12 protein-coding genes are annotated in these 12,020 nt (G+C 75.1%); 4 read left to right on the top strand and 8 right to left on the bottom strand.

The window, feature by feature from the left end:
- Positions 1-2 precede the first annotated feature (2 nt).
- The 3 genes from ACFYUY_RS12025 to ACFYUY_RS12015 all read right to left on the bottom strand — a co-directional run bounded on the left by ACFYUY_RS12025 (position 3) and on the right by ACFYUY_RS12015 (position 2,617).
- Complete coding sequence (locus tag ACFYUY_RS12025) at positions 3-854, bottom strand: zf-HC2 domain-containing protein (protein WP_387900214.1); 852 nt, start codon at positions 852-854, stop codon at positions 3-5.
- Positions 851-1,411 carry an RNA polymerase sigma factor gene (locus ACFYUY_RS12020; RefSeq protein WP_360206308.1) on the bottom strand — a complete coding sequence of 187 codons (561 nt, stop codon included), beginning with the start codon at positions 1,409-1,411 and terminating at the stop codon, positions 851-853. The genes ACFYUY_RS12025 and ACFYUY_RS12020 overlap by 4 nt, the downstream gene beginning before the upstream one ends.
- Before the next feature lie 138 nt (positions 1,412-1,549).
- Positions 1,550-2,617: a helix-turn-helix transcriptional regulator gene (locus tag ACFYUY_RS12015; RefSeq protein WP_387900212.1), complete on the bottom strand. Its 1,068-nt coding sequence runs from the start codon at positions 2,615-2,617 to the stop codon at positions 1,550-1,552.
- A gap of 93 nt (positions 2,618-2,710) precedes the next feature.
- On the opposite strand from ACFYUY_RS12015, the gene ACFYUY_RS12010 reads away from it, so the two are divergent.
- A complete protein-coding gene (locus tag ACFYUY_RS12010) occupies positions 2,711-3,109 on the top strand; it encodes a VOC family protein (RefSeq protein ID WP_387900211.1) in 399 nt (132 codons plus the stop codon).
- 171 nt (positions 3,110-3,280) lie between these two features.
- Here the strand turns inward: ACFYUY_RS12010 and ACFYUY_RS12005 are convergent, their stop codons facing one another.
- The gene (locus tag ACFYUY_RS12005; protein WP_387900209.1) at positions 3,281-4,333 is read right to left on the bottom strand and encodes a protein kinase; all 1,053 of its coding nucleotides are present in this window, start codon (positions 4,331-4,333) and stop codon (positions 3,281-3,283) included.
- Between the two features lie 496 nt (positions 4,334-4,829).
- Between ACFYUY_RS12005 and ACFYUY_RS12000 the strand changes: the two genes are divergently transcribed.
- A complete protein-coding gene (locus ACFYUY_RS12000; RefSeq protein WP_387900208.1) occupies positions 4,830-5,552 on the top strand; it encodes an SDR family oxidoreductase in 723 nt (240 codons plus the stop codon).
- 125 nt (positions 5,553-5,677) lie between these two features.
- Here the strand turns inward: ACFYUY_RS12000 and thpR are convergent, their stop codons facing one another.
- The gene (gene thpR, locus ACFYUY_RS11995) at positions 5,678-6,295 is read right to left on the bottom strand and encodes an RNA 2',3'-cyclic phosphodiesterase (protein WP_387900206.1); all 618 of its coding nucleotides are present in this window, start codon (positions 6,293-6,295) and stop codon (positions 5,678-5,680) included.
- A 547-nt stretch (positions 6,296-6,842) separates the two neighbouring features.
- On the opposite strand from thpR, the gene ACFYUY_RS11990 reads away from it, so the two are divergent.
- On the top strand, positions 6,843-8,216 hold the full coding sequence (locus ACFYUY_RS11990; protein WP_360206326.1) for a chloride channel protein: 1,374 nt from the start codon (positions 6,843-6,845) through the stop codon (positions 8,214-8,216).
- A gap of 95 nt (positions 8,217-8,311) precedes the next feature.
- Here ACFYUY_RS11990 and ACFYUY_RS11985 read toward each other — a convergent pair whose 3' ends face one another.
- From ACFYUY_RS11985 to ACFYUY_RS11975, 3 genes are all read right to left on the bottom strand, one after another.
- Positions 8,312-8,962 carry a maleylpyruvate isomerase family mycothiol-dependent enzyme gene (locus ACFYUY_RS11985; protein WP_387900204.1) on the bottom strand — a complete coding sequence of 217 codons (651 nt, stop codon included), beginning with the start codon at positions 8,960-8,962 and terminating at the stop codon, positions 8,312-8,314.
- Between the two features lie 99 nt (positions 8,963-9,061).
- Positions 9,062-9,799, bottom strand: a complete 738-nt coding sequence (locus ACFYUY_RS11980; protein WP_387900203.1) for a class I SAM-dependent methyltransferase — start codon at positions 9,797-9,799, stop codon at positions 9,062-9,064.
- 551 nt (positions 9,800-10,350) lie between these two features.
- Positions 10,351-11,247 (bottom strand): NAD-dependent epimerase/dehydratase family protein, encoded by an 897-nt coding sequence (locus ACFYUY_RS11975; protein ID WP_360206334.1) that lies wholly within the window; start codon positions 11,245-11,247, stop codon positions 10,351-10,353.
- A gap of 97 nt (positions 11,248-11,344) precedes the next feature.
- Here ACFYUY_RS11975 and ACFYUY_RS11970 point away from each other — a divergent pair, with 97 nt between their 5' ends.
- Positions 11,345-11,875 carry a MarR family winged helix-turn-helix transcriptional regulator gene (locus ACFYUY_RS11970; protein WP_387900201.1) on the top strand — a complete coding sequence of 177 codons (531 nt, stop codon included), beginning with the start codon at positions 11,345-11,347 and terminating at the stop codon, positions 11,873-11,875.
- Positions 11,876-12,020: the final 145 nt, after the last annotated feature.

The following is a 12,020-nucleotide window of genomic DNA, read 5'->3' as shown; positions in this document are numbered from 1 at the left end:
AGTCACAGCGCCGAGTAGGCGTGTCTGCGGGCGATCACGGTGCCGGTGCCGAGGACGAGGAGCGTCCCCCACAGGGGCAGTCGGTCCGCTGCCAGGACGACGGGGATCTCGTCGGTGCCCCAGGCGGGTGCCGCGACGACGACCGCCCAGGCGGCCACCAGCCCGGTGGCGGCGCGGGTCACGCCGATCACGCTGCCCAGCGCCAGGGCCGTGGAGGTGAAGGCGAGCGAGGGCAGCAGCCACTGGGCGGCCGTCGTGGTTCCGGTCAGCCGGCCCTCCACCAGGAGCGCGGGCAGGACCACGGCGAGCACCGCGATGGTGCGTCGGAGCATCAGGGGCAGGCCGGCGCGGGGGGTGGAGGCGGTGAGTTCGTGCGCCGGGTCCAGGGTGCGCGACCAGGCGGCGGCGACGGCGCACAACGGCAGCACGGGCGCGAGGAGCAGCGCGGGCGAGGTGGTCCCCAGGACCGCCGGCGCCCCGACCGCGGCCAGCAGCAGCGCCAGCAGGGTCACGGTGACGGTCATGGCCAGCCACGGCGCGACGACCGGGGTCGTCCAGGCGGGCAGCCACCTCGGGCGGTACCGCCGGGAGGGCGCCCGGACGGCCGCGTCCAGGTGCGGTTGCAGTCCGACGCGGACGGTCTCGACGAGCGCGGCGACGGCGGGTGCCTCGGTGGTGACGGAGGCCGCCAGGCGGCCGCGGCACGGCGTGCACGTCTCCAGGTGGGATTCCAGCGCCCACAGCGTGTCCGCGGGGATGCCGGTGTCACCGCGGGCGTAGTCGTCGATCAGCCGTATCGACGCGTGTGACGAGTGTGTCGGGTATGACGGGTGTGACGGGTGTTCGGCGGTCATGCCAGTGCCTCCCGCATCGCGATCCGGGCCCGCCGGGCGCGGGTCTTGACGGTTCCTTCGGGCAGTCGCAGCAGGACGGCGGTCTCCCGCACGGACAGGCCGTCGAGCACCATCGCCTGCAGGACCTGGCGCAGTTCCGGTGCCAGCCGCAGCAGGGCGTCGCCCACGTCGCCGCCGACGGTCGCGGCCAGCGCCTCCTCCTCCGCCGCGGGCACCACCACCCGCTCGGCGGCGGCGAGCGGCGGCTCGGCGTGGTGGGCCCGTCTGCGGAACGCGTCGACCAGGCGGCGCGCCGCGATGGTCCACAGCCATCCGACGGCGGTGCCGCCGACGGCGCTCCCGGCGAACGCCCCGGCCGCGCGCCACACCGCCAGGAAGGTCTCCTGCATGACCTCGGCGACGATCTGCTCGTCCGCGCAGCGACGGCGCAGCCGCACCGCCAGCCACGGCGACGTGCGCCGGTACAACTCCTCGAACGCCCCGCGGTCACCCCGGGCGACCAGCCGGAGGAGGCGTTCCTCGTCCAGCTCGTCCAGTGCTCTCCTGCGTGATCTCACACCAGCCAGACGCCCGCGACCGGGCTCAGGTTCTGTACCGGCTGTGACCTGCGTCACGGCTCCGGGCGCGGGATCGGTGGTCCCCCGACACCCGGCGCCCCGGCATCCGGCCTCCCGGTGTCCCGAGGTGCCGGCCCGTCACCCGTGGTCGCGGCGCCGCCCCGGCGCGTCCGGGTGCTCCTCGTCGGCCGCGACGCGGGCGGAGGAGGCCAGGCGGTCGGCGAGGGCGGCGACGAGGGTGCGCAGTTCGTCGGGGCGTTCGATGACGAACGGACGGTCGAGTGCGGCGAGCAGCGGCGGCAGCCAGTCGAGGCGCTCCGCCCGCAGCTCGACGCGCAGCCAGCGTTCGGCCGCCCGGCCCTCCTCCGTCACGGGTGCGCACTCCTCCAGGCGGGCGATGCCCGCGGGGAGGTGCGCGCGGAGGTGGTCGACCGTCGCGTGGATCCGCAGGGTGACCTCGTGCCGGTAGGCGGCCGTGGCGAATCCCGTCAGCAGGCGCTCCGCCGGGTCGGCGTCGTCGGGTGCTTCGAACGTGCCGGGCAGGGTCCGCGCGTCGGCGATGCGGTCGAGGCGGAAGGTCCGGTCCTCGCCGAGGCCGGCGTCCTGGCCGGTGACGTACCAGCGGCCGCCGTGGGCGACGAGGCCGGTGGCGTGCAGGGTGCGTTCGCCGGTGCGTCCGTCGCGGGCGGTGTAGCGGATGGAGACCGGCCGGCGGTGGCGCACCGCGTCGGCGACGGTGAGCAGGACCCCGGTGTCCGGGGCGGCGGCATCGGGGGCCCCGGGGCCCGGGGCGTCCCGATCCGCGGGCCGGTCCGTGAAGGCGAGGGCCTCCAGGAGGGTGTCGAGGCGGTGGGCGAGGTGCCCGGGCAGGACGCGCCGGATCTTCGCCGACGCCGTCTCGCTCGCGGTGCGCTGCGCCGGCGTCAGCCCCGCCCGCCGGCTGGCGACCAGGCCGAGCAGGACTGCGAGCGCCTCGTCGTCGCCGAGCATGAGCGGGGGCAGGCGGTACCCGGGGGCGAGCCGGTATCCGCCGTAGCGGCCGCGCACCGATTCCACGGGCACGTCCAGGTCGATCAGCTGATCGACGTACCGCCGCACGGTGCGCCCGTCGACGCCGAGCCGGTCGGCGAGTTCGGCCACCGTCCGGGTGCCGCCCGACTGCAGCAGTTCCAGGAGCGTCAGGACGCGGACGGTCGGTCGGGACATGTTCGCAGACTAGTACGAATACCGGACCGGTTCTGTCCGGTATTCCTCCTAGCCTGCGACGTGCACGCCTTCCGCACGACCAAGGAGATTCCCGTGGAGTTCGTCTCGATCCGCATCATCACCGGCGACGTGGCGCGCCTCGTCGCGTTCTACGAGCGGGCCACGGGGGCCCGGGCGGCGTGGGCCACCGAGGACTTCGCCGAGCTCAGCACCGCGGGCGCCACCCTCGCGATCGCCGGTACCCGCACCGTCCCGCTGTTCGCGCCGGGTTCCGCCCGCCCGGCGGACAACCACAGTGTGATCACCGAGTTCCTCGTCGACGACGTGGACCGCGTCCACCGGGACCTGACCGGTGTCGTCACCGACTTCGTCGCCGGGCCCACCACGATGCCCTGGGGCAACCGGTCCCTGCTGCTGCGCGACCCCGACGGCAACCTCGTCAACTTCTTCACGCCCGTGACCCCTGCGGCCGTCGCGAAGTTCGCCCGCTGACGACGCGCACGGCCGACCGGCGGACGACGCACGTCACCGGCCGCCCACTCCGCGGGACCGCGGAACCGCGGGGTGGGCGTCGGGCGCGGGTCAGAAGTCGAGGTACCGCTCCAGCCGCACGGGCTCCCGGCAGCCTGCCGCGAAGACGTCGGCCGTGACGGTGAACCGGCCTCAGGCCGACAGCTCCAGGGCGAAGCCCGTCGACCGGTCGGTGCTCACGCGGTCCGGTTCGGGGAACGTCGGATGGAGGTGGTAGACCACCCTGACGACCCGGTCGAGGGCCTCGGCCGCCCCGTCGAGGAAGACCCGGACCCGGTGGAACGGACCGTCGCCGCCCGTCGGCACCCGGTCGGGCCGGGCGGTGTGGGCCAACCGGACCCCGGCCACGGGATCGGCCCCGGCCGGCGGTTGCCGGAGCCGCTCGTACACCTCCTGCGCGGAGGCGGGGCGCCGCGCGGGGTCGCGGGCCAGCAGTCGCGCGACCAGCGCGGCCAGGTCCGCGGGAGCGTCCGGCCGCAGGGTCGCCAGTCCGGGGGCGTCCTCGTCCTGTTTGCGCGCCATGACGGCCCAGGCGTTGGGCCCGGTGAAGGGGGGCCGCCCGGTGAGCATCGCGAACAGGACGCCGCCGAGCCCGTACAGGTCGGACCGCTCGTCGCCCCGCTCGGTGCGGAACTGCTCCGGGGCGCCGTACGCCACGGTCCCCGCCGGAGCCAGCAGCGAGGAGCGGACCAGGGAGAGGGTCGTCCGGAGGAACCCCGCGATCCCGAAGTCGAGGACCTTCACCCGCCCGTCCGTGGTGATCATGACGTTGCGCGGCGTGATGTCGTAGTGGACGACGCCCGCCCGGTGGGCGGCGGCCAGCGCCGCGGCGATCTCACCGGCGATCGACAGCGCCCGGGGGAGCGGCAGCGGGCTCTCCCGGTCGATGACCTCGGCCAGGGTGACGCCCTCGACCTTCTCCATGACGAGGAAGAGCAGGTCCTCGTGCACACCGCGCTCGTGGAGCGTGATGACGTTCGGATGGTTGATCCGGGCCGAGGCCACCGCTTCCCGCGCGAAGCGGGCCGGCAGCTCGCCCACCCCCTCCTCCCCGGTGTGGAGCAGCTTGAGGGCCACCGCGCGGCGGAGGTCCCGGTCGTGGGCGGCCCACACCTCCCCCATGCCTCCCCGCCCGAGCCGGCTGACCAGCTCGTAGCGGCCCGCGATCACGTCACCAGGTCGCATCGCCCACCCCGTCGTCCGACATCCCCGTGCCGGAACACCCTACGGGCGAAGGCGGACTGACGGCCCCGGCCCGGCGGGATCGCGGTCAGCCCCGCCGGCCCGCCGCGGCCCGCCACGCCGCAGCCGTGGGGGGCTCCGGCGCGGCCCCGACCGCGCAGCGTCCGCGGACGCGGACGAGGTCCGGCACCCTGGTGGGTACCGGACCTCGTCCGACTATGGAGCGCCAGGCCCGGGTTGCACGGACTCTCCCTACTGAAAGTAGGACGTGCTCTGGTAGCACCGCTGACGCCTGACGAGGAATCATCTCCCTCGCGACGAGAAGAAGACTAGCAGGTCAGCGGCCCGGCACCGAAACCGGACGGACGATCCCGCCGTACGGCCCGGCCCCGCCGCCGGTGCGCGGGGCCCCGTCCGTGGTGGTCTTCTGGGTGCGACGCGTCGTCCGCGTCCGATCCGAACCCGATCCGGTCCAGCCCGCTCCCTGGAGGAATCCGCCGTGTCCAAGCCCCTGATCGTCATCACCGGTGCCAGCTCGGGCATCGGCGCGGCCACCGCCCGGCTGCTGTCCGCACAGGGCCACCCGTTGTTGCTGCTCGCGCGCCGACTGGAACGGCTCGAGGAGCTCGCCCTGCCCGAGACCCTGTGCCGCAAGGTCGACGTCACCGACCGCGAGGCGCTCCGGGAGGCGGTGCGCGAGGCCGAGGAGCGGTTCGGGCCGGCGGACGCCATCGTCAACAACGCCGGGGCGATGCTCCTGGGCCGGATCGCGGACCAGGACTCCGAGGAGTGGGACCGGATGATCGACCTGAACGTCAAGGGGGTGCTGTACGGGGTGCGCGCCGTCCTGCCCGGCATGCTGGCCCGTGGCGCCGGCACCGTCATCAACGTCAGTTCCGTCGCCGGCCGCAAGACCTTCCCGAACCACACCGCGTACGTGGGGACGAAGTTCGCCGTCCACGCGATGTCGGAGAACCTGCGCGAGGAGGTCGCCTCCTCGGGAGTCCGCGTGATCACCATCGCCCCGGGGGCCGTGGAGACGGAACTGCTCTCCCACACCACCGACGAGCGGATCAAGGAGGACTACCAGGCGTGGAAGGAGGCGGCCGGCGGCGCCCTGGACCCGCAGGTCGTGGCCGAGGCCGTCGTCTACGCGTACCGCCAGCCGCCGGAGGTCACCATCCGCGAGATCGTCCTCGCGGCCACCGGCCAGCAGGGCTGAACGGGCCGGACCGCCGGCCGGCAGGGCTGAACGGGCCGGACCGCCGGCCGGCAGGGCTGAACGGGCGGGCTCGCTGGCCGGCAGGGCTGAGCGGGCCGGCTCGCCGACTACGGCTACGGCTACGGCTACGGCTCGGCGGGGGCGCTGTCGCTCCCGGTCCGGACCGCGGCGCCGAACCGCCACGCCTCGATGTCGCGGTAGCGGATCGGCCCGGGGCCGCGGCCGAAGTTGCTGCCGACCAGGTGGAGTCGCTCGGCCGGCCACGGCCTGCCCACGAACCCGGCGAGCCCGGCCGCGGCCTCCGGCACGCTGGTGGGATCGTCGCGACGGGAGCGCGCCAGGGTCAGGTGGGGGCGCAGCGGGCGGTCGGCGAACTCGATCCCGCAGGACCTCACCAGCTCCCGGACGTCGGCGGCGAGCCGGTGCAGTCCCTCCAGGTCCCCGTCGATCCCGCTCCACAGCAGTCGCTCGTCGAAGTGGCCGCCGCCGCGCAGGCCCAGCTGCAGGGCGGGGTGCGAGGCCGCCCGGCCGGCCAGCACCGCCCGCAGCGACGGCACTGCCGTGGACGGCAGTTCACCGAGGAAGGCGAGGGTGATGTGCCAGTCCTCGATCCGGTTCCAGCGCAGCTGCGGGTACCTGGCGTAGGCGGGCTGCAGCGCACGGGCCAGCTCGTCCTTGGCCTCGTCGGGCGGGGCCAGCGCCACGAAGACGCGCAGGGTCGAGGGCTCGGGGGAAACGTCCACGAGGGGGGAGGGTAGCCGAGGGCGGGTCGTCCGCGCCGCCGGTGCCCGCCCGGTCCGCCGCGCCGGGGGCGTCCCGACCGCCCGCCCTCGGGTCTTCGGCACCGAGGGGCACGCAGCCCGCCGCGCAGGCCGGACACGCCCTACGGCCCGGTTCACGGCCGCCGTCCGCCGGGCCCGCGATGATCGGGGGACGGACCCGCACCGCCCGGCGGTTGCGGCGCGCAGCCACACAGAAGGGACGGCCGATGGCCGACGACCAGGACACGGGCAGGCCGGCGTCCCCCGCCCCGCCGGGGCGGACCGCGGCCGGCGGAGGCCGGGAGCCGGGGCACCCCCTGGGCGGGGGCCGGGAGCCGGAGCACCACTTCCGAGCGGACGACCGGAGCCGCCGTGCGTCGACCGGCGCCGACGGCGCGGGCCGGCCCCTCGGTCGGGCCCCCGTCGTCGCCGAGCACTGAACCGACCGACCCGCTGTCCGCGCCCCCACCAGATCCAGGCCCGTGCGACCGGTGTTCCCGGCGGGCCAGCCGTCGAGGAGACGATGCACATGCCGGCCCGACCCACCCCCACCGGTCCGACCGGGCCCGCCGCGGCGTCACAGGACCCGTTGGCGATGGTCCGCTCCCCCGGCTACCTGGTGGTGCTGGCGCTCTCGGCCCTGCTCGGCGTCCCGATCTCGGCCGGCGCGTTCGGGTTCCTCGCCCTGGTCTCCGAGCTGCAGTCGCTCGTCTTCGACGACCTGCCGAAGGGCCTCGGCTTCCACGGCACCCCCGACTGGTGGCCGATCCCGCTGCTCGCGGTGGCGGGCGTCCTGGTCGCCCTGACGATCCGGTACCTGCCGGGTGGCGGGGGCCACCGGCCCGCGGAGGGGCTCAAGACGGGGGGCACGCCCTCGTTCACGTCGGTGCCTGGCGTGGCGGTCGCGGCGATCGTCTCGCTCAGCCTGGGGGTGGTCCTCGGTCCGGAGGCCCCGCTGATCGCCCTCGGCGGCGGGCTCGCGGTCGGCGCGGTCCGACTGCTGAAGCGGGACGCCCCGCCGAGCGCCGTCTCCGTGATCGGCGCGGCCGGCAGCTTCGCGGCCATCAGCGAGCTGCTGGGCTCGCCGCTGGTCGGCGCGTTCCTGCTGATGGAGGCGTCCGGCCTGGGCGGGCCGGTGATGGGCGTGGTGCTGGTGCCCGGTCTGCTCGCCGCGGGCATCGGGTCGCTGATCTTCACCGGTCTCGGCACCTGGACCGGCCTCGGCACCTACTCCCTCACGTTGAACCAGGTGCCGGCCGCCGGCCGGCCGACCCTGGGCGAGTTCGGTTGGGCGATCCTCGCGGGCGTGGTCGCCGCGCTGCTCGGGGAGGCGATCCGCCGCTCCTCGCTCGCCCTGCAGGGCGTGGTGGACCGCCACCGCCTGCCGCTCACCGTCCTGATGGGCGTCGCCGTCGGTGTGATCGCGCTGGTGTACGCGGTGATCACCGACCGGCCGGCCACCGGGGTGCTGTTCTCCGGGCAGGACGCCCTGGGGCCACTGCTGGACCAGAGCGCTGGCTACACGGCCGCCACCCTCCTCGTCCTGCTGGTGTGCAAGTCGCTGGCCTACTGCGCCTCGCTGTGCGCCTTCCGCGGCGGCCCGGTCTTCCCCGCCGTGTTCGTCGGCGCGACCGGCGGCCTCGCCCTGTCCCACCTGCCCGGTCTGGGCACCACCGCCGGATTCGCCATCGGGATGGGCGCGATGACGGTGGCGATGCTGAAGCTGCCGATGACCGCCACGATGCTGGCCACCCTGCTGCTGGGCGAGGCCGGTCTGACCGTCGTCCCGCTGGTGATCGTCGCCGTGGTGGTGGCGTACGTCGGCACGCTCCGGCTCGCCCGGCTGCCCGGCGGGCCCGCGCCGGAGGCGTCATCGCCGCCCGCTCCCGCACCCGCGGCCTGACGTCGGGGCCGTCCGGGGACCGGGACCCGAGGGCCTGAGGACCCGAGGCCTGAGGACGTGCGGCGCGGGCCCTTCGTCCTGCGGGGTGCCGGCGGTCAGGCCGCGGTGAAGCGGCTGCTCGCCTCGCCCCGGAGCCGGCCGGCCGGAAGCCTGCGGCCGAAGGCGAGCAGGAGGAGGTCCTGGGCGGTGCCGTACACCGGGACGCCCGAACCGTACGACCAGTCCAGGTCCTCGGCGCACAGCCGCACCCCGTCGACGTCCGCGCCGAAGAACCTGAGGCCGGCGGGGCGGATCCCGTCCAGCAGGACCCGCAGCCGCTCCTCGGGCACGCGCCGGTCCAGGCCGAGGGGGACCGTGACGTCCAGGCCGTGCACCACGTCGTGGCCGAGCGCGGCCCGGATCCCGCCGACCGGCGGCGTCCAGGGGTGGTGGGCGCCCTCCCGCAGGAACGCGGCGAGTTCGGTCGCGGAGCAGGCGGCGGCCTCCCTGCGCGCGACGCGGTCGGTCATCCGGTGCAGGCTTCCCCGGGCCCTGACCAGCTCCCGGATCGTCGCGGGCAGGGAGAGCCGGAACCCCGTCGACATGTGCGCCGCGACCTCCCGGACCCGCCACCCCGCGCAGAGGCTGGGCTCCTCCCACTGGTCGGGCCGCAGGCCGTCGAACAGATCGGCCAGTTCCCGGCGCTCCTCCGCGATCATGGCCCGGATCCCGGCCTTCCCGTAGGTGTGAGTCGTCGCGTTCCCCATGGGAGCAACCCTGCGGCAGGCCTGACCATCCGTCCAATAGACGGACATGATGCGGTCCAGCACCAGCAGTGATGGATCCCGCCGGTCGGGCCCCGGCGGTCAGGCCGGCTCGGCCCCGTTCGCGGCCACGACCAGCCACTGGGCGGGCAGGTCGATCCGCCGGCCGTCGGGGGTGAACTCGGTGGTGGTCAGCGGCAGGTCACCGGTGGCGAGGACGGTGAGACGGGCGGTGCGGAAGAGCTCGGCGAAGGCCGCGTCGGCGACCTCCGCGGGAGCCAGGCCGTGGGCGAAGACCGGGCGCAGCTTGGGAGGCGGCCCGGCGGGGCCCCGGGCGAGGTCGGCCAGGACGGCCTTGGCCGACTCGCGGAGTTCGACGACGAAGGCCCGGCCGCGCTCGCCGATCAGGGTGGCGATGGCCCGGGCCACGGGGAGACGGTCGGCCGGTTCGCTCTGGTGGATGACGCCGCGCACGTACACGTTGGCGTCGCCGAGGCGGTCGTGGAGCGCCTGGACGGCCCGGGTGTCGGTGGCGTCGAGGGGCGCGAACTCGGCCCGCCCGGGCGGGTTGCGGCGCCGGGCGAGGTCGAGGGCGGCGGTGGAGAGGTCGACCCCGACGGCTCGGGCGAACCGGTCGGCGAGGAAGTGGGTCTGGGTGCCGTTGCCGCAGCCCAGGTCGACGACGGGCAGACCGGGGTCGGCGAGGTGGCGGTCGAACAGTTCGAGGTGGCGGGCCGCGGTGAGGCCCGGTTCGGCGTCCCAGATCACCGCCCCCGGCTCCTCGGGGGCGTCCCGCCAGAAGCCCTCCCAGTTGTCCCGGTACCGATTCGTCACGCTCATGGGTAGACCTCCCGGTTTCACGCACGGTGTCGGGATGGTGTGTAGCGGGCCGGGGCCCGGGAGGCAAACGGGGTTCGGGAGGCGCACGAGGGCGGGGTGGCGCCCCGGTGGGCCGTTCCACGCCGAACCGGATCACTCGAAGTGAGGACGGCCGTTCCCGCCGCACGAAGGGTGACGAAGGCCGCGCGGGACGGCTCGCACGCGTCGACCGGACCGCCGGAGCCGTCGGCCTCACCCCCGGACGGGCCGGATGCGAACGGGAACGCGGACGAGGTCCGGCCCCTGGTGGGGTGCCGGACCTCGTCCGACCGTTGAGCGCCAGGCCCGGGTTGCACGGACTCTCCCTACTGAAAGTAGGACGTGCTCTGGTAGCACCACTGACGCCTGACGAGGAATCATCTCCCTCGCGACGAGAAGAAGACTAGCAGGTCAGCGGCCCTCCGCCGAACCGGGTGGACGGACCGCCCGGCCGCGTGACCGAGGCCGGTGGGCGGCACCGGCGCACCGGATGCCGCCCACGAACGTCGTCGACCGCAACGGCCGGCGGACGGTCAGCCCTGCGGCACCGGACCGTACGAGCCCGACTCGACCTCGGCGACCGCGCCCGGACGGTCCGGCCGCCACCCGAGGATCGTGCGGGCGGCGGCGCCGCTGACGCTCTGGTCGAGGGCGAGCGCGTCCGCGAAGAGCGGGCCGAAGACCTCTGCGGCCTTCTCCACCGGCACCGCGTGCGGGGCGGCGGCCACCCCGGCGGCGCGACCGGCGGCCCGGGCGAGGTCCCGGACCGGGACGGCAGACTCACCGACGCCGTGCCAGACGGTGCCGGCCGCGGCGCGCTCGACGGCCGCCACGAACAGCTCGGCCAGGTCGTCGACGTGGACGGCCGGCCAGCGCACGCCCTCCTCGCCGTAGTACTCGGGCGCCCCCTGCGTCCGGGCCCGGTCCACCAGGATGGCGGGGATGCCGCCGCCACGGCCGTACACGATGCCGGGGCGGACGACGACCGCGCGCACGCCCTCGGCGGCCTCGGCCAGCACCCGCCGCTCGATCCGCGGGCGGTAGCCGACGATGTCGATCGGGTCGGTCGGGGCCTCCTCGCCCACCTCCTGGGCCTCGCCGGTGGCACCGAGCACCCAGACGCCGCTGGTGTAGACGAAGGGCCGGCCGGTGCCGCGCAGCGGGGTGACGAGCGCCTCGATGACGGCGGTGTCGACGTCGGCGTCGCCGCTCGGGGGCGCGAGGTGGATCACCGCCTCGATCTCCGGGGTGACCGCGCCGGCCAGCGAGGCCGGGTCGGCCGTGTCGCCGACCACCTGGGCCTGCCAGGGCCGGTCGGGCTGCGGCTCGGCGCTTCGGGTGAGCGCGACGACCTGGTGGCCGGCGGCGGCGAGGTGCTCGGAGACGACGGTGCCGATGTAGCCGGTGGCGCCGGTGAGCAGGACCTTCACGATGTTCCCCCTATGTCGAACATTTCGATGTCGAAACTATAGTCGGGCTCGATCCGCGATGTCAAACACTTCCATGTCGAAATGTTAGACTCGGAACATGACCGCCCAGCAGCCGCAGTACGACGGCGTCGACCGCATCACCGCCCAGTGGCGCACGGTCCGCCCCGACCTGGACACCTCCCCCATGGCCGTGATCGGCCGGCTCTCCCGGGCCTCGCGCCTGCTGGAGCGCGGGATCAAGGAGAACCTGACCGTCCACGGCGTCGAGCCCTGGGAGTTCGACGTCCTGGCCACCCTGTTGCGTTCCGGCGCCCCGCACGTCCTCACCGCCGGCGAGCTCAGCGCCGCCGTGATGGTCAGCTCCGCGGCGCTCACCAACCGCATCGACCACCTCGTGGCGAAGGGCCTGGTCGAACGGGCCGTCGACCCCGCCCACCGGCGCCGGGTGCTGATCTCCCTCACCGACGCCGGCCGGGAACTCACCGACCGGCTCGTCGAACACCACCTCGCCGGCGAGGAACGCCAGCTCGCCGGGCTCAGCGGCACCGAACGCGACCAGCTGGCCGGCCTGCTGCGCCGCGTCCTGCTCACCCTCGGCGACCACGACGAGGACCCCGCCGCGCGGTGACCGGTCGGCGCTGACCGCCAGGGCTGACCGCCCGGCGGTTCGTGGCCTTCGGGTCGCGGTCGGCGGTTCGTGGCCTTCGGGTCACGGTCAGCGGTTCGCGGTCGGCGGTTCGCGGCCGCAGGATCCGGTCGGCGAGCGGGTGATT

It is taken from the genome of Kitasatospora sp. NPDC004745 (assembly GCF_042873275.1).
Classification (GTDB): domain Bacteria; phylum Actinomycetota; class Actinomycetes; order Streptomycetales; family Streptomycetaceae; genus Kitasatospora.
Note: the sequence above shows the minus strand (reverse complement) of the source record. Positions and strands in the feature narration are given on the sequence as shown.

What these genes read in the sequence shown, in the direction of transcription:
- ACFYUY_RS11990 (WP_360206326.1), top strand. Translation starts at nt 6,843, where the DNA reads ATGCCGGCCCGACCCACCCCCACCGGTCCGACCGGGCCCGCCGCGGCG.
- ACFYUY_RS11970 (WP_387900201.1), top strand. Translation starts at nt 11,345, where the DNA reads ATGACCGCCCAGCAGCCGCAGTACGACGGCGTCGACCGCATCACCGCC.
- ACFYUY_RS12005 (WP_387900209.1), bottom strand. Translation starts at nt 4,333, where the DNA reads ATGCGACCTGGTGACGTGATCGCGGGCCGCTACGAGCTGGTCAGCCGG.
- ACFYUY_RS12025 (WP_387900214.1), bottom strand. Translation starts at nt 854, where the DNA reads ATGACCGCCGAACACCCGTCACACCCGTCATACCCGACACACTCGTCA.
- ACFYUY_RS11980 (WP_387900203.1), bottom strand. Translation starts at nt 9,799, where the DNA reads ATGAGCGTGACGAATCGGTACCGGGACAACTGGGAGGGCTTCTGGCGG.
- ACFYUY_RS11985 (WP_387900204.1), bottom strand. Translation starts at nt 8,962, where the DNA reads ATGGGGAACGCGACGACTCACACCTACGGGAAGGCCGGGATCCGGGCC.
- ACFYUY_RS12015 (WP_387900212.1), bottom strand. Translation starts at nt 2,617, where the DNA reads ATGTCCCGACCGACCGTCCGCGTCCTGACGCTCCTGGAACTGCTGCAG.